Below are 19,125 nucleotides of genomic sequence, written 5' to 3'. Positions count from 1 at the left end.
GGAGCCGAGGCGGCTCCGGTGTGTCGGGGCGCTCCCCGGCCGAGCCTCTCGGGAGGCGTCAGCGCGGTGGCTTTCGCGCGATGGCGTCCGGAGCCCGCCGGGAGGTGCCCGCGCGGTGGCGTCCGGAGCACCGCTCAGGCGAGGTCCTCCCGCAACTGGGACAGGAGCACCCCCACCACGTCCGTCCCGCCGTCGGTCCCGGCCCGCAGCCGGAGGACCTCGGCGCCGTGCAGCGCCCCCACGGCGTAACGGTCCGCACCGGAGCGACCGAGGGCGGCCGCCGTGCCCGCGAGCCACCGCTCCACCACCGCGGCGTCCATGATCCGGCCCAGCTCGTCCTGGTAGTCCTCCGCGTCCCGGGCCGCACGCCGCAGCTGCTTGCCCGGCCGGTGCCCGGTCCGGCCGAGGACGGCGTCGACGTAGCGCACGCGCTTGACGGCCTTGCGGACGTCGTGCAGGTGCTCCAGCTGCCCCTCGCCGTCCGGGCCGCCGGCCTGCTCCGCCTCGGCCACGCGCACCACCTTCCGCAGGGCCCGGTGCACCACTGCGTCGGCGACCTCTCGCCCCGAGAGCCGGGTGCACTCCTCGGTCAGCGGCGGATGGGCGGCGAAGTCCTGGACGTCCGCCAGGAGCCGCAGGTGCTCCCGGCCCGTGACGTGTCGGCCCACCTTCGCGGCCGCCGTCCCTGCCTGCTCCTCGGCCCGCTGCCGCAGGATCTCCGCCGCGGCCGGCCCCACCCGGCCCTCGAGCGCCTCCACGCGCCCGGCCAGCAGCTCCGCCGTGACCTCCGCGTCCCGCGCCGCGGACAGCGTCCGGGCGAGCTCCCGCAGCCGGGCATCCAGCTCCTCCGCCGCCGCGCCGTCGAAGAACGGCTCGGCCGCCCTGAGCACGCTGCGCAGGGAACGGGACGTCACGCGCATCTGGTGCACCGCGTCCGGGACGTCGAGGCGGACCCTGAAGTCCCAGAGCACCAGCTGTTCGGCGAGCTCCCCGAGCACCGCGCGCAGCACGTCCGGCCCGCCCGCCGGCTTCCCCTTCTTTCCCGCCTTCTTGTTCTTGTTCTTCCTGTTCTTCTTGTTCTTCGTGCCGTTCCCGGCCGTCTTCCCGCTCTCGCTCTCCGGCTGCTTCTCGTCCTGCTCCCGGCCGGGCCCCGCCGCGGCGTCGTCGTCCTCGCCGAGCGCACGGGCGATCTTCGCCCGGGAGGTGGACGGCTTCCCGCCGGCCGCGAAGACCACGGCCTCGACCGCGGCGAAGATCTGCTCCTGGCGCTCCTCGGGCACCGTGCCGTCGAGGAGCTCGACCTCCCACTCCGACCAGGACCGCGCCGTTCCCGTGCGCTCGTCGACGGCCTCCACGACGTCCACGGCGAGCTCCGCGACCGCCGCCCCCGTGCTGTCGCTGATCCGGTGCACCTGCCGGACGGTGCGCAGGGTCGCCACCGGCCGCAGCTCCTGTCCCCCGGTCAGCCCGGCGAGAAGGTTCCGCACGGACGCGGGCATCCGGTCCGGGGAGCGCAGCAGCGGCACCTGCAGCTCGTGGCGTCCGTCCGCGCCCTGGAACTTCACGTGCCACCCGTCGTCGGCCCCGCCCCGGCGGCGGCGCAGCGCGACCAGGCGCCGCCCCAGGGCCATGTCCTCGGTGTCGTGGTAGACGGCCTCCATGCGGTGCTCCACGGGCTCCGCCGAGACGGTGCACCCCTCCAGTGTGCTCCAGTCCACCCGGGCCTCGGCGCCCTCGGGGAACTCGTACTTGCGCTCGACCTCGCGGTGGGCGACGGCGGTCATGGGTGTCCTCCTGGTCGGGGCCACCGGTCGCCGGAACCGGCGACCGGTCGTTGCGGCGATGATACCGGGGCCGTGCACGGCCCCCGGGAACGCGAACCGCCGCGCGCCCCGGCGGGGGCGTGCGGCGGTGCGTGCGGCCCGGTCGACCGGGCCGGGTGGCGCGTGGGCTCAGGCGCGGCGCCGCTTGAGGACGTCGTCGAGATCGAGGGCGGCGCGGCCCTGCTCCTCGCCCGTGCGCACGGCGTCCTTCAGGCTCGCGGAGCGGGCAGCGGGCTGCTCCGGCACCGGCAGCGGCTCCGGCTCCGGGCGCTGGACCACGGGGGCCTCGGCGTAGGTCGGACGCGGCACGGGCACCGGCTCCCACGTCCGGGCCGGGGCCGTCGGCGCGGACTCTCGGGCCACGCGGAGCGCCTCGGCCCGCAGCTCCTCGACCGTGAAGGCGGCCGGTGCGGGCATCCGGGGCTGCTCCTCGGGGGTGGGCAGGTCGAGGTCCTCGGCCGCCTGGCGCGACTGCTCGCGGACCTCCTCCGCCACGGCGTGCTCGTTGTCGAACAGGGCGACGTCCTCGCGGGGGGCGTGCGGCTCCGCCTCCGTCTCCTGCGCCCGGACCGCGGGGCGCGACGCGCGGCGGACGGCCCGGTCCTGGACGGCCAGGTAGCGCAGGGACAGGACGGAGCCGATGCCCAGCAGCAGCAGGAACACGGGCCACGGCCAGCTCACCGCGGCGGAGAACGGTGCGACCACGGCGGTGACGAGTGCGGCCAGGAGGGCGGCGCACCCGGCGAGGAGGATCACGGCGCGGTCCCGCCTGATGCGCAGGTGCCCTCTGCCGGTGCGTCCGGGGTCGCCGTCGGCGGGCCGGGGGACGGTGTCGGTGGTCGCCATGATGTTCCTTCGTCGGCGGGACGCGGGTGGGGGCTGCTCGATCGACGCGGGGAGACCGTCGGGGCCGACCGTCTCGGCCGGCGCCTCGACGGGGAGATCCCGGCGGCGCTGCAGTCGCGGCAGGACCCAGAACAGCGACAGCGCGCACACCACGGCCAGCACGGCCGAGCTGCTCACCCAGATCATGGTCGCGGTCCTGCCTTCGTGGTCGCCGGATCGAGCGGACAGGAGACGCCGGCGCGCTGCGCCGGCGTGTCCGGGGCCCGGGCTCGGGCCGTGAGGAACAGCCTACTACCGCGGGGGCGCGCCTGTGGGTATCCCTGTGGACACGCCCGGCCGGGTCACTGCCACACGGCGGGGCGGTCCGATCCCGTGAACCGGCGGACGAGTCCCTCGGGTGCCTCGGGCGCGGTGAGCGCGAAGCTGCGGTGGTCCGTCCAGCGCCCGTCGATGTGCAGGAAGTCCTTGCGCAGCCCCTCGTCCCGGAACCCGAGCTTCTCCACCACCCGCAGGGACTTGGCGTTCTCCGGCCGGATGTTGATCTCGATCCGGTGCAGCCCGAGGCCCTGGAAGCAGTAGTCGGTGGCCATGGCCACCGCCATGGGGGCCACGCCGCGTCCCGCCTGGTCCCGGTCCACCCAGTACCCCAGGGTCGCGGACAGGAACGACCCCCACGAGATCCCGGAGACGGTCAGCTGGCCGACGAGACCGAACCGCTCCGTCCCCGGGACCCGCTCCGTGATGAGGAAGGGCAGGGCAGTGCCCTGCCGGGCCTGCTGGTCGAGGGTGCGCACGAACTGCCCGAACGTGGGCGGGACCCCGCCGGGTGCGGGGTTCGTGGCCTCCCACGGGTCGAGCCAGTCCCGGTTGCGGGCGCGCACGACGTCCCACTCCCGGCGGTCCCCCCGGGCCAGCGGACGCAGCCGGAGGTCCCCCCAGGAGACGGTGACGGGCCACCGGAACTGTCCGGCCACGGGAGCGCGGTCTCTCAGCCGACCGGCAGGGTCCGGGTGTACTCCCTGAGCCACTCGCACAGCTCGGGCCCGAGGTCCTCGCGCTCCGAGGCCAGGATGATGTTGGCCTTGAGATAGCTGAGCTTGTCGCCGGTGTCGTAGCGACGGCCCTTGAAGACCACCCCGTACACCCCGCCGCCCTCGCCCTCTCGCTGGGCGAGGGTCTGCAGCGCGTCGGTGAGCTGGATCTCGTTGCCGCGCCCGGGGGCGGTGTTCTCGAGCACCTCGAACACCTCCGGCACCAGCACGTAGCGGCCGATCACGGCCAGGTTGGAGGGAGCCTCCTCCGGGGCCGGCTTCTCCACCAGCCCGTTGATCCGCACGTAGTCCTCCCCCGCCACCGCGGTGACGTCCGCGCAGCCGTAGGCGCTGATCTGCTCCTGCGGGACCTCCATCAGCGCGACCACGGAGCCGCCGGTGCGCTCCTGCACGGCGATCATCTCGGTGAGCAGCTCGTCCCGGGCGTCGATCAGGTCGTCGCCCAGCAGCACCGCGAAGGGCTCGTCACCGATGTGGATTTTCGCCCGCAGCACCGCGTGCCCCAGGCCCTTGGGGTCCGCCTGGCGCAGGTAGTGGATCTCGCCGAGCTCGGAGGCGTGCTCGACCGCCCGCAGCAGATCGGTCTTGCCCGACTCCTCGAGCTGGTGCTCCAGGGCCGGCACACGGTCGAAGTGGTCCTCCAGCGCCCGCTTCGAGCGCCCGGTGATCATGAGGACGTCCTGGAGGCCGGCGTCGACCGCCTCCTGGACCACGTACTGGATGGCCGGTCGGTCCACGACCGGCAGCATCTCCTTGGGCATGGCCTTCGTCGCGGGGAGGAACCGGGTGCCGAGCCCGGCGGCAGGAATGACGGCCTTCCGGACCGTCCGGGGGTTGCTGTTTCCACTCATGCGCTCAGGCTAACGGATCGGGGGCTCCCACCAGCGGATTCCCGTCCGGGCACGCTTGCCCGCCGCGGTGGTGCGCGGCTAGCCTCGCACCACCGGCCCGGCAGGGCCGGCGCGTCCGGGCGCCTCCCGGGCCGAGCATCGGACGAGGAGCGGACACGACGATGACCGACCCCCGCGGTCCCGCCGAGGCCAAGGCCCGGTTGCGCCGGCAGCTGGTGGCGGCGCGGGCGCGGCGCTCCCGCGCCGCTCGCGAGCACGCCGCCGTGGCGTTCGACCGGCACCTGGCGGAGCTGCTGGCCGACCGCCCGCACCTCGACGTCGCCGCGTACCTGCCGCTGGCCACGGAGCCGCCCCTCGAGCCCGCCCTCGTCACGGCCCACCACCGCGGTCACCGGATCTGGGTGCCCGTGTGCGAGCCCGGGCGCCGGCTCTCGTGGGCGCGGTGGACACCGGACACCCCCGAGCGGTCCGGCGGCGCGGGCGGACTGCGCGAGCCCGTGGGCGCCCGCCACGGCGCGGAGGTGATGCACACGGTGGGTCTGCTGCTGGTGCCCGCGCTCGCCGTGGCGCCCGGCGGCGCGCGGCTGGGCTTCGGCGGCGGCTACTACGACCGCTTCCTCGCCACGCTGCCGCGCACGGCGCACCCGGAGCTGCGCACCGTGGTGTGCGTCTTCGCCGACGAGGTCCTCCCGGCCGGGTCCGTGCCGGTCGAGGAGCTCGACGCCCCCGTGCCGCTGGCCCTCACGGAGAACGGGACCGTGCGGCTGGAGGGGCCCGCCGGTCCGGCGCGGAGAACACGGTAGAATCGGCAGTCGACCCCTTCGAGTGCCAGCGAGCGCGCTCGTCGACCCTTCCCAGGAGGACCCATGCCCGTCTACGCCTACGCCTGCAAGGACTGCGGCCACGCGTTCGACATCCGCCAGTCGTTCAGCGAGGACGCCCTGACCGTCTGCCCGGAGTGCGACGGGGGCCTGCGCAAGAAGTTCAACACGGTGGGCGTGGTGTTCAAGGGCTCCGGCTTCTACCGCAACGACTCGCGCTCCGGCGGCGCGGACTCGGGCGCCTCCACGTCCTCCGCGTCCTCCACCGCCGAGCCGGCGGCGGCTCCTGCGAAGTCCGCGAGCCCGGCGACCGCCGGCGCGGGCGCGTCCTCCTCGTCTGCCTCCGCGACCGCGGGCGGGTCCTCCGACTGAGCCGGTCCCCGGACGCCGCCCCGGCGTCCGCACTGCACGGGAGGCTCCTCCCGGGCGGCGCCGCCCGCCCCTCCCCAGGCGGCTCCGGAACGGCGGGCTCCCGGGCGCCCGCCCCGTAGCGTGCCCGGCATGAGCCGCCGCCCCCGAACCGTCCGACGCCGCTACCCGCTGTCCCTGCACCTGCGCTCGGCGCTGTCCCGGCGCCGCCGGCTGGTGGCCGCGCTGCTCCTCGGGCTCGCGGCGGGCCTGGTGGTCCTGCGGCTCGGCCCGCCCCAGACCAGGACGGTGCCGGTGGTCACCGCCGCCGAGGCGCTGCCCGCGGGCACGGTGGTCTCCCCGGAGCGGCTCGCGGTGGCCGCCTATCCCCACGGGCTGGCGCCGGAGGGCGCCGTGGCCGACCCCGCGGAGCTGTCCGGGCGCGTCCTGGCGGGCGCCGCGGGCCCCGGGCAGCCGCTGACGGAGACCGCGCTCGTGGGCCCGGGCCTGCTGACGGGACAGGGCGGGGGCGTCACGGCGGTGACACTGCGCATCGACGACCCAGGTGTGCTGCGGCACGTGCGCGCGGGCGACCACGTGGACGTCGTCCACCTGCCCGACGGCGCCGCGCCGGGCGGGCGTCAGGTCCTGGGCCGGGGCCTGCCCGTGCTGTGGGTCTCCTCCGCGGGCCCCGGCGGGGACGGCGGTCTGCTCGCTGGGCCCGACGCCTCCGAGGAGGAGGGACTGCTGGTGGTGGGGGCCCCGCACGAGGGCGCCGCGCAGCTCGCGGGGGCGGGCGGCACCGGGCGCACCACCGTGGTCCTCGTCCCGGCGCCGGTCAGTCCCAGTGCGGAGGCCGCTGGGCCCTGAGCCAGTCCTCGTGGGCCCGATCGGAGGCCTCGTCCGCCCGGTCCTCGTCCGTCCCGGGCGCCCGCCCGTCCAGGCCGGGCAGGCGCGGCTCCGCCCCGGTGACCGTGCCGTCGGTGAACGTGCCCCCGGTGGCACGCCGCGGCCCGCGCCTGCGGGGGCGCGGGGCGGCGGGCACGTCCCGCCCGGGGGCGCGGTCCGGCTCGGCGGGCCCAGGAGCCCCGCCGGACGCCGGGCCCGGCTCAGCCGGCACGGTCACCCCGCTGCGGGGCGGCGGGCAGGCCGAGATAGCGCCGGATCAGCTCGGCGACGGTGTCCGGGTCGGTGAAGACCTCGATGGTCCACAGCGTGAGGTAGTTCCAGCCGGTGCGCTCGAGCTGCTGGGGCCGCAGCCGCGAGCGCTCCCGCACGGACAGGGCGGCGTTCTCCGGCGACCCGTCGGACTGCCCGGCCACGGGGATCCGCAGCGGCCGGTCCTCGGCACGGGCGCGGCCCAGGACCACGGCCCCCGCGGACAGCGACTCCGTGCCGGCCCAGGCGACCAGGTCGAGGACGCCCGCGTAGTCCAGCCGCACCGAGGCCCCGCGCTCCACCAGCCGGCGGGCGAGGTCGACCACCAGGGCGTCGTCGTGGGTGTCCCGGGCCTCCTCCTCCCCCGGCGGCGGGCCGCCGAGGTGCGCGGCGAGCACGCGGGCGAAGTCCCGCGCGCCGTGCTGGAGGCCCTTGCCCTCCATCTCCCCCGGGTGCAGGGAGGTCACGATGCGGGTGCTGTGGCGGGCCCGGGTCATGCCGAGCACGAAGTGCTGGCGGCCGTGCCGCTCCGACAGCGCCCCGAGGTACGGCACGGTGCGCCCGTTGGCCGTCTTGCCGAAGCCCAGCGAGAAGATGACGGTGTCCCGCACGATGCCCGCCGCCCGGTGCAGGTCGACCACCCGGAAGGACTCGGGGCCCGGGGCGAAGAAGGCCGCGGCGGCGGGCTCCTCGCGCATCCGCTGCCGGACGGCCTGCGCGATCCGCGCGGCGTGCACCGCGCTGGCCGTGACCACGGCCAGCGACCGGCGCGGGTGGCGCGCGGCGTGCTCGAAGACGAGCTCCACGACGCGCCGCACCTCGGCGGCGGGCGCCTGGATGCCCTCGATCCCGGCGGTCAGGGCGCCCACACCGTCCGGGACGTACTCGACGTCGAGGACGGGGGTGGCCCCGGTGACGGACTCGCCGTGCGGAAGCCTGCTCAGGCGCCCGCCGTAGAACTGCTCGTTGAGGTGGCGGAAGACCTGCTCGTCCATGGACCGGTACACGGTCCGCAGCGTCCGCTCCGGCACCACGCGGGAGAGGGCGTCGAAGGCGCTGTCCACCTCGACCACCGGCTGGGCGCCCGGGGCGGGCACCGCGGTGGGCGCCACCGTGAACGGCTGCGGGCGGCCCAGGTGCGGGTCCCCGAACGCGATGACCTGCCGGCACCGGGTCAGCGCCGGCAGCACCGCCGCGAGCGGGGAGCTCTCGGCGTCCAGCACCACCACGGCGTCGAAGTCGTGGTCCTCGGGCAGCGCCGCGGAGAGCACCAGGGGGCTGGCCGTCCAGACGGGCACCAGCGAGCCGATCAGCTCGCCCGCCGAGGCGCTGATCTCCTCGAGCGGAGCGGCCCCGGCGCGGAGCATGCGGCGCAGGGCGGCCGCCGCGCGCGGGGAGCGCCGGACGGTGCGCTGCCAGCGGTCGGCGAGCTCCCAGAGGAGCCGGCCGGCCCCGGAGGCCACGTGCGCCGTGTCGGCGCGGCGGAACACGGACTCCACCTTGCGCAGGGTGTGCCCCTCCGGCATCGCCAGGAAGTCGTCGCCGGTGATCATGGCCTCGAGCGTGGACTGCCACCACGCGAGGTCGAACTCCCCGGGGACCTCCGCGCGGGGCACGGTGCGCCGGACGAGGTCGTCCACGAGCTCGCCGAGGCCCTGGCCGCGCAGCTCGTCGAGCAGGACGGTGCGCTCGGGCAGCACGGCGAGGTTCTCCTCGTCGTTGATGAGCCCGTCCAGGGTCTCGCGCAGCCGGTCGATCGGCTGTCCCAGGAGGTCGGCGCCGGTGGACGAGCCCTCGAGGGCGATGGCCAGGCCCTCGAGGTCCTCCACGAAGCGGGCCTGCACGGCCGCGAGCTCCTCGACCCGCTCGGAGACGACCGGGTGCGTGGACGAGGTGGCCCACTCCCGCCACCGCTCCCGCTCCGACTGCACGCGCAGCAGGGCGGCGTGCAGGTCCGAGAGGTGCACCCCGTGCCGGATGTACTCCTTCGCGGCTTTGCGCAGCCGTGAGCGCTGCAGCCCGGTCATCTCGATCCCGTGCTCCCGCCGCCAGCCGGACCCGGCGGTCGCCGCGACCAGGTCCGTCACGGGCCGGTCGTAGATGTCGGGCGTGAAGCGGGTGAGGGAGTCCTGGACCTCCTGCAGCAGTCGCAGCTGCCGGCCCCACTCGGGCACGGTCGTGCCGCCGCGCAGCCCGCTGGTGGCCAGGACGTGCCGCATCCCGGTCTCGAGGGTGGTGAGCTCCAGGAGGAGGGACTGGGCCAGCCGGTGCGCCTGCCGGGCCTCGTCCTCGTTGACCAGGCGCGCCCCGGTCCAGGGCCCGGCCAGGGTCCCGGCGTCGAACGCCCCGAGCTCGGCGGCGCGCTCGAGCCGGGCGACGGCGTCGCCGCGCTCCGTGACGGCGTCGAGCACGGAGCGCGGGAACCGCACGGCCGTGGCGGGCGCCGGCCGGCGGGAGGTCAGCTCGGCGAGCGCCTGCACGGCCCGGTACGGGGAGACGGACCACCGGGGCCGCACGGTGTGCAGGGACCGCACGTGCTCGGCGAGCTGGTCCCGGCTGGTGCGCAGCGTCTCGTGCAGCTCGGCGAGGTCCGGGCGCTCGGCGCGCTCGTTGCGGGCCACCGCCCGGACGAGCTGCTGGGCCACGTCGGCGTCGCTGAGCTGGGAGGACAGCGGCAGGACGGCGGTGCCCAGGCCCAGCCCGTCCATCCGCCGCCCGAACGCGGCGAGCGTGGTGCGCCGCTCGCCCAGGACCAGGACGGTCCGGCCGGCGGCCACGAGGGTGCCCACCGTGTTGACGGCGGTGTCGAGCTGCCCGGTGCCGGGGGCCGCGGTCACCACGAAGGAGTGGCCCTGGGCGGCGAGGTCGAGGACCTCCTGCTGGGGGCCGTCGGCGTCGAGCAGGAGGAGCTCGTCGGCGGGGTCGCGCTGGTCCAGCGGGGGCGCGTCGTCCGTGATCTCCTCGACCTGGGGGATCCGTCCGACCGCGGAGTCCTTGAGCCGGGCGAGGTCCCGGACCACCGCGGTGCGGGCCACGACCGACAGGTCGGCGGGCCGGTCGTGCAGATCGGCGAACGTGGAGACGAGCAGCTTGTGCTCGACGTGCATCCCGGGCACCGCCCCGGCGAGGGTGCGCAGGGTCTCGAGGGCGGGGGCCGGGTCGAGCCGCCGGGTGCCGTAGGCGAGGCGGGCGAGCTCGCCGGAGGTCAGGTCCACGCCGTGGTCCGCGGCCAGCCGGCGGACCATGGCGGGGTTGAGCCGGGCGGGGCCGACGAGCTGGAGCTCGAAGTCGTCGAGGTCCGGGCGCGGCTTCAGGGCGAGGGGCGCGAGCAGGACGGGGGCGATCCAGCGGCGCTGTCCGGCGCCGGTCGGGTCGGAGCCCCGGGGCCGGGCGAGCCAGGACGCGGTGCCGGCGGCGAGGTACGCGGCGTCCAGCCCGTGGTTGACCGACAGCTCGTGGGTCTTGGTGCGCAGGGACCGGGCCGCGCGCACGGCGTGCCCGTAGGCCTCGGGGTCGTGCACTATCGTGGACAGGCGGGTGGGGCGGCCCATGAGCAGCTGCGCCTGCCCCGAGGAGTTCGCCTCGGTGAGGTCGATGCAGACGTTGTCGACCTGGTTGAAGTCCAGCAGCGTGTCCGGGCCGGTGTAGGCGTCCATCTGGCGGGTCCAGGGCTGCAGCGAGACGCGCGGGGGCTGCGCCCGGGAGGTGTCCGACTCCTGGGGGGTGCGGTCGGCTCCGATCGACATGGTTCTCCTCCTGCGCCTCGGCCCGGGGGCCGGGCACCGCTCACGCACGGGTCGAGCGGTCCGTGCGGACCGCTCGACCCCGGCTGCTCGTGTACCGCCCGTGCGGGGCGGGCCCTGGGCCCGCCCCCGGGCCTACTCCCACTCGATGGTGCCCGGGGGCTTGGACGTGACGTCCAGGACCACCCGGTTGACCTCTTCGACCTCGTTGGTGATGCGGTTGGAGACGCGGGCCAGCAGGTCGTAGGGCAGGCGCGACCAGTCGGCGGTCATCGCGTCCTCGCTGGACACGGGACGCAGCACGATGGGGTGCCCGTACGTGCGGCCGTCGCCCTGCACGCCCACCGAGCGCACGTCCGCCAGGAGCACGACCGGCATCTGCCACACCTCGTCGTCGAGCCCGGCGCGGGTCAGCTCCTCGCGGGCGATGGCGTCGGCGCGGCGCAGGACCGCGAGGTTGGCCTCGGTGACCTCCCCGATGATGCGGATGCCCAGCCCGGGGCCGGGGAACGGCTGGCGGCCCACGATTTCGTGGGGCAGGCCGAGCTCGCGCCCCACGGCGCGGACCTCGTCCTTGAACAGTGTGCGCAGCGGCTCCACGAGCTCGAACTGCAGGTCCTCGGGCAGCCCGCCCACGTTGTGGTGGCTCTTGATGTTGGCGGCGCCCTCCCCGCCGCCGGACTCCACGACGTCGGGGTAGAGGGTGCCCTGGACGAGGAAGCGCACGGGCTCGCCCTCCTGGGCGGCGGTCTTGGCGACCTCCTCCGCGGCGGCCTCGAAAGAGCGGATGAACTCCCGGCCGATGATCTTGCGCTTCTGCTCGGGGTCGGTGACGCCGGCGAGCGCGGTGAGGAAGCGCCCCTTCTCCTCGGCCACGTAGAGGTTGACGCCGGTCGCGGCCACGAAGTCCTGCTCGACCTGCTCGGCCTCGCCCTCGCGCAGCAGCCCGTGGTCCACGAACACGCAGGTGAGCTGGTCGCCCACGGCCCGCTGGACCAGGGCGGCGGCGACGGCGGAGTCCACGCCGCCGGAAAGACCGCAGATCACGGACGCGGAGCCGACCTGCGCGCGGATCCGCTGGACGTGCTCCTCGATGATGTTGCCGGTCGACCAGGTGGGCTCGACCTGGGCGCCGTCGAAGAGGAAGTGCTCGAGCACCTGCTGCCCGTGCACGGAGTGCTTCACCTCCGGGTGCCACTGCACGCCGTAGAGCCGGCGGGTGTCGTCGGCGAACGCGGCCACCGGGGTGGTCTCCGTGGAGGCGAGCACCTCGAAGCCAGCGGGGGCCTCGACGACCGAGTCGCCGTGGCTCATCCACACGGTCTGGGTGCCCGGGGAGCCCTCCAGGATGGAGGCCGTGGGGCCGCCGACGGCGGTCGCGGTGGTCGCCCCGTACTCGCGGGCGCCGGTGTGCGCGACGGTCCCGCCGAGGGCCTGCGCCATGGCCTGGAAGCCGTAGCAGATGCCCAGGACGGGCACCCCGGCCTCGAAGAGCGCCGCGTCCTGCTGCGGCGCGTCCTCGGCGTAGACGGAGGAGGGGCCGCCCGAGAGGATGATCGCCGCCGGGTTCTTGGCGAGGATCTGCTCGGTCGACCAGGTGTGGGGGACGATCTCGGAATAGACACTGGCCTCGCGGACCCGGCGGGCGATCAGCTGCGCGTACTGCGCGCCGTAGTCGACCACCAGGACCGGGCGCTGCTCCAGATCGGTGCGGGTCTCAGCTGTTTCGGTCACGCCCTCCATCCTAGGCCAGGCGCGGGGAGGGCTCAGTACCGCTTCGCGGCCTTCGGGTTGGCGCGCAGCTCGGCGGTGGTGGAGGCGTCGATCTTGCGCTCCACCACGAAGGACAGGAACGGCACCACGCCGCCCAGGGCCATCACCACGAGCTGCGGGAAGGGCCAGCGCATGAGCGTCCAGATCCGGAAGCAGGAGATGAGGTAGACCACGTAGAACCAGCCGTGCACGATGAGGATCCACGTGGAGATGTTGACCCCGCCCGCGAGGTTCTCGAGCTCGAGGTCCTGCCAGCCGAGGGCCACGGTCTCCCCCGTGGCCCGGTCGGTGCCGCCCGCGACGAGGTCGTAGCCCAGTCCGTAGCGGGTGATCATCTCGGCCACGAGCAGCAGCAGGAAGGTCCCGGAGATCCACGCGCAGACCATGTAGAAGCCCAGGGCCCCGCGGATCTGCGCCTCGGTGCCCCCGAAGCGGCGGCGCGGCTGCAGGGCGGCCGCCCGGCGCGGGACGCGACCCGGGGACGCCGCCTCCGCGGGGCGGGCGTCCGGCGGGAGGGAGACCCGCACCCCGTCGGTGCGGTCCTTCGGGGCGGGGGTCGGCTGCGTGGGTTCAGTCATGGTGGGCTCCGGTCCTGTCCTGGGTCCTGTCGTGGGTGCTGGGCTCGCCCGCCCGGGCGCCGGGCTGGTCGTCGAACCAGTAGTACTCCCCCGCCTCGGGGTCGTAGTAGTAGTAGCGCCCGGCCACCTCGTCGTAGTAGTACTCGCCCTCGAAGTAGAAGTACTCCTCGGGGTTCTGCTCGCGCTGCCACTCGTCGCGCACGAACCGCCACCAGATGTAGAGGGCGAACCCGGCGAAGACCACCCACTCGACCGCGTAGAAGAGGTTGAGCAGGTTCACGGACTCGTCCGTGGGCTGCTGGTCGATGTCGAGCCGGGACAGCCCCGGGCCCAGCAGCGCGGCGTCCGGGGCGAGGGTCCCGTCCCCAGCGAGCTGGAACGGCGCGGACGCGGGGTTCTCGGCGAAGGCGGCCAGGTACCCGGACCACAGCGGGGCGTCCCAGCGGTTGGTGAGCTGCGCCGGGGACACCGTGCCCACCTGCCCCGCGGGCAGGTCCGCGCCGGGCACCGGGCCCTCGGCGGGCAGGTACCGGCCGACGACGTCGACGGCGCCCGCCGGCTCCTCCGGCACGGTGGCGGGGTCGGCGGTCCAGCCGCGGGCCACCGCGAGGGTGAGCTCCCCGCCGGCGTCGGGCCACAGCTGCCGGGTGTCCGGGACGTCGAGGGCGGTGACGGCCCACCAGCCCTCCGTCCCGTCCTGCAGCCGGCCCGGGACCAGGACGGTGGACCCGTCCCGGTAGTCGCCGGTGACGGTGACGAGCTGGTCGGCCTGCGCGGCGGTCACGGGGGCGCCGGCCTCGACGGCCTCGGTGAGCGGGACGGCCACGTCCTTCGCGGGGTCCGCGACCGTGCGGGACTGCTCGCTGGACTCCAGCTGCCACTGGCTCAGCAGCACGAATCCCACGGCCAGCCCGAGGCTCACGATCAGGGCGAGGATCGAACGGGGGCGCAGGGCGGTCGTGAGCACCCGTCAAGGCTAGTGCGCCTTCCTGGGCGTTCGCCAGTTGCGGCGGGGGCCCGTGCCGGGCCAGCGGGGCGCGGCACGGGCCCCGCGGGGCGGTCACGGGTCAGCCGCGGATGACCACCTCGGCGCGCTGGAACTCCTTGAGCTCCAGGTACCCGGTGGTGGCCATCGATCGGCGCAGCGCGCCCACGAGGTTGGAGGTGCCGTCCACGTGGCGGGACGGCCCGAAGAGCACCTCCTCGAGGGGGCCCACGGTGCCCACGCGGGTGCGGAGCCCGCGCGGCAGCTGCCCGTGGTGCGCCTCCGCGCCCCAGTGCCAGCCCTGCCCGGGCGCCTCCTCCGTGCGGGCCAGCGCGGTGCCGAGCATCACGGCGTCCGCGCCCATGGCGAGCGCCTTCACGATGTCCCCGGAGACCCCCACGCCGCCGTCGGCGATGACGTGGACGTAGCGCCCGCCGGACTCGTCGAGGTAGTCCCGGCGGGCGGCCGCGACGTCGGAGATCGCCGTGGCCATGGCCGCATAGATCCCCAAGGTGTTCTGGATGCGCATGGACGCGCCGCCGCCGAAGCCCACGAGCACGCCGGCCGCGCCCGTGCGCATGAGGTGCAGCGCCGGCGTGTAGCCCGCGGCGCCGCCCACGATGACCGGGACGTCGAGGTCGTAGATGAACTTCTTGAGGTCCAGCGGCTCCTGGTTGCGGGAGACGTGCTCCGCGGAGACCGTGGTCCCGCGGATCACGAAGACGTCCACGCCGGCGTCCAGGACGGTGCGGTAGTGCTCCACCGTGCGCTGCGGCGTCAGGGACCCCGCGACGATGACGCCCGCCTCGCGGATCTGCGCCAGCCGGGCCGTGATCAGCTCCGGCTGGACGGGCGCCTCGTAGAGCTCCTGCATCCGGCGCGTGGACGCCGGGGCGTCCTCGCCGGAGAGCGCCGCGATCTCGTCGAGCACCGGCTGCGGGTCCTCGTAGCGGGTCCACAGCCCCTCGAGGTCCAGCACGCCCAGTCCCCCGGCGCGGCCGAGGGCGATGGCCGTCTCCGGGGACGTCGCCGAGTCCATCGGGGCGCCCAGGAACGGGATGGAGAACCGGTAGGCGTCGATCTTCCAGTCCGTGGACACGTCCCGGGGGTCGCGGGTGCGGCGGGAGGGGACGAGGGCGATCTCGTCCAGGGAGAAGGTGCGGCGGGCGCGTTTGGAGCGGCCGATCTCGATGTCGTAGCTCATGGTGTCCTTTCCGAACGGTGCTGCGGACGGTCGCTCAGCGCTGGTAGTTGGGTGCCTCGACGGTCATCGTGATGTCGTGCGGGTGGGACTCCTTGAGCCCGGCCGGCGTGATCCGCACGAACCGGCCCTGGTGCTTGAGCTCCTCGACGGTGTGGGCGCCCACGTAGAACATCGTCTGGCGCAGGCCGCCGTCGAGCTGGTGGACCACGGCCGAGAGCGGGCCGCGGTACGGGACCTGGCCCTCGATGCCCTCGGGGATGAGCTTCTCGTCGCTGGCGACGTCGGCCTGGAAGTAGCGGTCCTTGGAGTAGGAGGTGTTCTTGCCGCGGGACTGCATGGCCCCCAGCGAGCCCATCCCCCGGTAGGTCTTGAACTGCTTGCCGTTGACGAAGATCAGCTCGCCCGGGGACTCGTCGCAGCCCGCGAGCAGGGACCCGACCATCACGGAGTCCGCGCCGGCCACGAGCGCCTTGCCGATGTCGCCGGAGTACTGCAGGCCGCCGTCGGCGATCAGGGGCACGCCCGCCGGGATCGCCGCCTTCGCCGCCTCGTTGACGGCGGTGATCTGGGGGACGCCCACGCCGGCGATGATGCGAGTGGTGCAGATCGAGCCGGGGCCCACGCCCACCTTCACGGCGTCCGCGCCGGCGTCCACGATGGCCTGCGCGCCGTGGCGGGTGGCCGCCTGCCCGCCGATGACGTCCACGTGCGCGGCGGCGGTCTCCGCCTTGAGCCGGGCGATCATGTCCAGCACGCCCTGGGAGTGCCCGTTGGCAGTGTCGATGAACAGGGCGTCCACGCCGGCCTCGACGAGGGTCATGGCCCGCTCGAAGCCGTCGCCGAAGAAGCCGACGGCGGCGCCGACGCGCAGCCGGCCCTCCTCGTCCTTGGTCGCGTGGGGGTACTGCTCGGCCTTGGTGAAGTCCTTGATCGTGATCAGGCCGGTGAGCCGGCCGGCGTCGTCGACGAGCGGCAGCTTCTCGATCTTGTTGGTCGCCAGGAGCCGGTGCGCGTCGTCCTTCGCCATCCCGACCTTGCCGGTGATCAGCGGCATGGGCGTCATGATCTCGTGCACCCGGCGCCGCGGGAACTCGCTCTCCGGCAGGTACCGGGTGTCGCGGTTGGTGATGATCCCCAGCAGCTTCTGCCCGGCGTCCACGACGGGCAGCCCCGAGACCCGGTAGTAGCCGCAGAGCCGGTCCAGCTCCTCGAGGGTCGCCTCCGGGGAGATGGTGACGGGGTCGGTGATCATCCCGGACTCGCTGCGCTTCACCCGGTCCACGTGCTCGGCCTGGTCCTGGACCGAGAGGTTGCGGTGGATCACGCCGATGCCGCCCTGGCGGGCCATCGCGATCGCCATCGAGGACTCGGTGACGGTGTCCATGGCGGCGGACAGCAGCGGCACCTCCAGGTCGATGCGCCGGGACAGGCGGGTGCGCGTCGATGCCTCGGACGGGATGACGTCCGTGTTGCCGGGCAGCAGCAGCACGTCGTCGTAGGTCAGCCCGGTGAACCCGAACGGGTCCTCGGACAGGGCGGTGGGGACGGCGGTATCCGACACGGTGGGGCCTTTCAGCTTCGAGGGAGTCGCGATCATTCTACGGGCCGAGTCCCGGCCGGCGGACGGCTGTGGCCGTGCTCACGACCCGGCGAGGAACCCTGCCCCGTCCGCGCGCAGGGCCTCCTCGACGCGCTCCGCGAACAGGGGCGCCAGGCTCCGCACGTACTCGACGGTGAGGTGGTTGTTGTCCCAGTACGTGAACACGTTGCCGATGACCGGGACGCAGGTGCCGTCCGGGCAGATGAGGTCCCCCATGTCGACCATCGTGACCCGCGGCAGCTCGGCCACCGGGGCCAGCGGGCTGTCCGGGCCCAGGATCACGTGGGAGGCGGCGCACTCGGGGGCGTCGGCGCCGTGGTCCGCGGCGCAGCGCGCGGGGACGAAGTCGAAGCGGGCGTTGTCGCGCAGGCCGAGGACCTGGATGCCGCGCTCCGCCAGCCCGCGGATGCGCTGCTCCATCCCGGGGGTGAACTGCTCCTGGTCCTCGTCCGTGCTGCGGGTGCCCTGCACCAGCACCAGGTCCGGGTCCACGGCCTCCACCACGGGGTCGGCGCCCTCGAGCCAGCGCGCGCACGCCTCGTGGTCGGCCACCTGCTCCTCCGGCAGGGCGTACAGGCAGTTGCCGCGGATGTAGGTGACCACCCGCCAGTCGTTGCGCTCGGCCAGGAGCTCGACGGCCGGGATCCACTGGTGCACATGGCTGTTGCCGATCACCAGCATCGTGGCGGCGGGCTCAGGGTTCGGGACGGTGTCGAAGCACCACTGCCGGAAGCGCTCGCCGACCCCCGTGCCGGGCGGGCAGGGCTCGCCGAGCGACGGCTTGGCGTACGGCTCCCCGGTGATCACGGGGACGGTCTCGGCGTCCGGGTCGCCCTCGTACCGGAAGCCCGGAAGCAGTGCCGCCGCCCCGGGGTTGTTGCGGTCGGCCGACGCCGCGATCTCCACCGCCCGCCGCTCCTCGGCCACCCGGGCCGCGGTCACCGGGACCGCGACCGCCGCCAGGCACACCACGATCACCGCGGCCAGCCGCAGCCGGGACCGCTCGGGCCAGGTCCAGCGCTTGAGCGGGTCCTCGACCAGCCGGGTGGCCAGCACCGCGAGCACCAGGCAGACCACCACGATCACGACCCCCGACCGCGGCCCGGCCATGGGCCGGTCCCGCAGCACGAGGTAGGTGACCAGCAGCGGCCAGTGGATCAGGTACAGCGCGTAGGCCGAGTCCCCCAGCCGCACCAGCGGCGCCGAGGCGAGGATCCGGTCCAGCCCGAAGCGCGACCCGGACTGCCCGGCCACGATGATCGCCGCGGCCGAGAGGAGCGGCCACAGCGCGATCCACCCGGGGAACGCCCCCTGCACGTCGACCAGCACCCCCACCGAGACCATGCTCACCAGCCCGGCCCAGCCCAGGACCACGCGCATCCTGCGGCCGGGCCGCAACCAGGGCACCGCGAGGGCCAGCAGGGACCCGAGGGCGAACTCCCACAGCCGGGTGCGGGTGTCGAAGTAGGCGAACTCCTGCTGGACGGCCGTGCTGTGCACCGACCACGCCAGGGAGGCCGCGAAGACCAGGCCGAAGACGACCGCCAGCACCGGCACGGGGCTCCACCGGGTCCGCCGCGAGATCAGCCAGGCCGCGGCGAAGACCAGCGGCCACAGCAGGAACACCTGTCCCTGCACGGACAGGGACCAGAAGTGCTGGAACGGCGAGGCGGTCGAGTGGTCGGCGGCGTAGTAGTCCACCGCGTTGAGCGCCAGCGCCCAGTTCTCCGCGTAGAACACCGAGGCCAGCGCCTCGGCGCGCCACTGCCCGGCGTCGTAGCCCGGGTAGAACAGCTCCACCAGCACCAGGGTGCCCAGAATCGTGAGCACCGCCAGGGGCAGCAGCCGCTTGAACACGTGCAGCCAGTACCGCCCCAGGGCCAGGGGCCGGCCGGCCTCGAGCTTGCGCACGAAGGACAGGGTGAGGAAGAAGGCGGAGATCAGCAGGAACACGTCCACGCCCCCGGAGACCCGGCCGAGGAACACGTGGTAGACCACCACCAGCAGCACCGCCACCGCGCGCAGGCCCTGGACCTCGGGCCGGAAGCCCGAGTACCGTCCTGTCCGCCGCCGGGCCGCGTCCCCGCGGTCGGTGGTCCCGGTGGACGGTTGCGGAGCGGCGGCGTGCACGGTGGCCACGGGGGCACCTCCAGGAGGGAGCGTCCCGGACGCGGCCGCGGGGCGGCGCCGGGAGGGGAGCGGGGGGATGCGGAGCGAGGGGGATGCGGAGCGAGGGGGATGCGGAGCAAGGGGGCGGGGCCGGGGGCGCCCGTCGCGACCCTATCGCACGACCGGCGCCGCGCGGGGCACCCGGCGCCGGTCGCCCGGCGCCGGGGGTGCCGG

15 protein-coding genes are annotated in these 19,125 nt (G+C 74.8%); 3 read left to right on the top strand and 12 right to left on the bottom strand.

Going from position 1 to position 19,125, the window contains the following annotated elements; genetic code table 11:
• Positions 1-134: 134 nt before the first annotated feature.
• From RF647_RS09000 to galU, 4 genes are all read right to left on the bottom strand, one after another.
• Positions 135-1,784: a CHAD domain-containing protein gene (locus tag RF647_RS09000; protein WP_368811439.1), complete on the bottom strand. Its 1,650-nt coding sequence runs from the start codon at positions 1,782-1,784 to the stop codon at positions 135-137.
• Between the two features lie 168 nt (positions 1,785-1,952).
• On the bottom strand, positions 1,953-2,855 hold the full coding sequence (locus tag RF647_RS08995; protein WP_368811438.1) for a hypothetical protein: 903 nt from the start codon (positions 2,853-2,855) through the stop codon (positions 1,953-1,955).
• A 155-nt stretch (positions 2,856-3,010) separates the two neighbouring features.
• Entirely contained in the window at positions 3,011-3,643 is a 633-nt protein-coding gene (locus RF647_RS08990) for a GNAT family N-acetyltransferase (protein WP_368811437.1), read from the bottom strand.
• Between the two features lie 14 nt (positions 3,644-3,657).
• On the bottom strand, positions 3,658-4,572 hold the full coding sequence (galU, locus tag RF647_RS08985) for a UTP--glucose-1-phosphate uridylyltransferase GalU (protein WP_368811436.1): 915 nt from the start codon (positions 4,570-4,572) through the stop codon (positions 3,658-3,660).
• A 161-nt stretch (positions 4,573-4,733) separates the two neighbouring features.
• Here galU and RF647_RS08980 point away from each other — a divergent pair, with 161 nt between their 5' ends.
• The 3 genes from RF647_RS08980 to RF647_RS08970 all read left to right on the top strand — a co-directional run bounded on the left by RF647_RS08980 (position 4,734) and on the right by RF647_RS08970 (position 6,611).
• Positions 4,734-5,375, top strand: coding sequence for a 5-formyltetrahydrofolate cyclo-ligase (locus RF647_RS08980; protein WP_368811435.1), 642 nt, complete (start codon positions 4,734-4,736; stop codon positions 5,373-5,375).
• A gap of 63 nt (positions 5,376-5,438) precedes the next feature.
• A complete protein-coding gene (locus tag RF647_RS08975) occupies positions 5,439-5,765 on the top strand; it encodes an FmdB family zinc ribbon protein (RefSeq protein WP_368811434.1) in 327 nt (108 codons plus the stop codon).
• A gap of 129 nt (positions 5,766-5,894) precedes the next feature.
• Positions 5,895-6,611, top strand: coding sequence for an SAF domain-containing protein (locus tag RF647_RS08970; RefSeq protein ID WP_368811433.1), 717 nt, complete (start codon positions 5,895-5,897; stop codon positions 6,609-6,611).
• Here the strand turns inward: RF647_RS08970 and RF647_RS08965 are convergent.
• From RF647_RS08965 to RF647_RS08930, 8 genes are all read right to left on the bottom strand, one after another.
• Positions 6,580-6,861, bottom strand: a complete 282-nt coding sequence (locus RF647_RS08965; protein WP_368811432.1) for a hypothetical protein — start codon at positions 6,859-6,861, stop codon at positions 6,580-6,582. The genes RF647_RS08970 and RF647_RS08965 overlap by 32 nt on opposite strands.
• Positions 6,851-10,645 (bottom strand): hypothetical protein, encoded by a 3,795-nt coding sequence (locus RF647_RS08960; protein ID WP_368811431.1) that lies wholly within the window; start codon positions 10,643-10,645, stop codon positions 6,851-6,853. The genes RF647_RS08965 and RF647_RS08960 overlap by 11 nt, the downstream gene beginning before the upstream one ends.
• 132 nt (positions 10,646-10,777) lie before the next feature.
• Positions 10,778-12,385: a glutamine-hydrolyzing GMP synthase gene (gene guaA, locus RF647_RS08955; RefSeq protein ID WP_368811429.1), complete on the bottom strand. Its 1,608-nt coding sequence runs from the start codon at positions 12,383-12,385 to the stop codon at positions 10,778-10,780.
• Between the two features lie 23 nt (positions 12,386-12,408).
• Positions 12,409-12,993, bottom strand: coding sequence for a DUF3817 domain-containing protein (locus tag RF647_RS08950; RefSeq protein WP_368811428.1), 585 nt, complete (start codon positions 12,991-12,993; stop codon positions 12,409-12,411).
• Positions 12,986-13,960, bottom strand: a complete 975-nt coding sequence (locus RF647_RS08945) for an SURF1 family protein (RefSeq protein ID WP_368811427.1) — start codon at positions 13,958-13,960, stop codon at positions 12,986-12,988. Before RF647_RS08945 ends, RF647_RS08950 begins: the two co-directional genes overlap by 8 nt.
• Before the next feature lie 100 nt (positions 13,961-14,060).
• Positions 14,061-15,182 carry a GuaB3 family IMP dehydrogenase-related protein gene (locus RF647_RS08940; RefSeq protein WP_368811426.1) on the bottom strand — a complete coding sequence of 374 codons (1,122 nt, stop codon included), beginning with the start codon at positions 15,180-15,182 and terminating at the stop codon, positions 14,061-14,063.
• Positions 15,183-15,216: 34 nt separating this feature from the next.
• A complete protein-coding gene (guaB, locus tag RF647_RS08935; protein ID WP_368811425.1) occupies positions 15,217-16,779 on the bottom strand; it encodes an IMP dehydrogenase in 1,563 nt (520 codons plus the stop codon).
• A gap of 42 nt (positions 16,780-16,821) precedes the next feature.
• Positions 16,822-18,921: an acyltransferase family protein gene (locus RF647_RS08930; RefSeq protein ID WP_368811423.1), complete on the bottom strand. Its 2,100-nt coding sequence runs from the start codon at positions 18,919-18,921 to the stop codon at positions 16,822-16,824.
• Positions 18,922-19,125 lie beyond the last annotated feature (204 nt).

This window comes from Kocuria sp. CPCC 205263, assembly GCF_040981075.1.
GTDB lineage: Bacteria > Actinomycetota > Actinomycetes > Actinomycetales > Micrococcaceae > Kocuria > Kocuria rosea.
This window is presented reverse-complemented; position numbering and strand designations above follow the sequence as displayed.

Excerpts from the sequence above, each read along its gene's own strand:
- RF647_RS09000 (WP_368811439.1), bottom strand. The coding sequence starts at position 1,784 with ATGACCGCCGTCGCCCACCGCGAGGTCGAGCGCAAGTACGAGTTCCCC.
- RF647_RS08970 (WP_368811433.1), top strand. The coding sequence starts at position 5,895 with ATGAGCCGCCGCCCCCGAACCGTCCGACGCCGCTACCCGCTGTCCCTG.
- RF647_RS08980 (WP_368811435.1), top strand. The coding sequence starts at position 4,734 with ATGACCGACCCCCGCGGTCCCGCCGAGGCCAAGGCCCGGTTGCGCCGG.
- RF647_RS08995 (WP_368811438.1), bottom strand. The coding sequence starts at position 2,855 with ATGATCTGGGTGAGCAGCTCGGCCGTGCTGGCCGTGGTGTGCGCGCTG.
- RF647_RS08950 (WP_368811428.1), bottom strand. The coding sequence starts at position 12,993 with ATGACTGAACCCACGCAGCCGACCCCCGCCCCGAAGGACCGCACCGAC.
- galU (WP_368811436.1), bottom strand. The coding sequence starts at position 4,572 with ATGAGTGGAAACAGCAACCCCCGGACGGTCCGGAAGGCCGTCATTCCT.
- RF647_RS08975 (WP_368811434.1), top strand. The coding sequence starts at position 5,439 with ATGCCCGTCTACGCCTACGCCTGCAAGGACTGCGGCCACGCGTTCGAC.
- RF647_RS08960 (WP_368811431.1), bottom strand. The coding sequence starts at position 10,645 with ATGTCGATCGGAGCCGACCGCACCCCCCAGGAGTCGGACACCTCCCGG.
- RF647_RS08940 (WP_368811426.1), bottom strand. The coding sequence starts at position 15,182 with ATGAGCTACGACATCGAGATCGGCCGCTCCAAACGCGCCCGCCGCACC.
- guaB (WP_368811425.1), bottom strand. The coding sequence starts at position 16,779 with ATGATCGCGACTCCCTCGAAGCTGAAAGGCCCCACCGTGTCGGATACC.
- guaA (WP_368811429.1), bottom strand. The coding sequence starts at position 12,385 with ATGGAGGGCGTGACCGAAACAGCTGAGACCCGCACCGATCTGGAGCAG.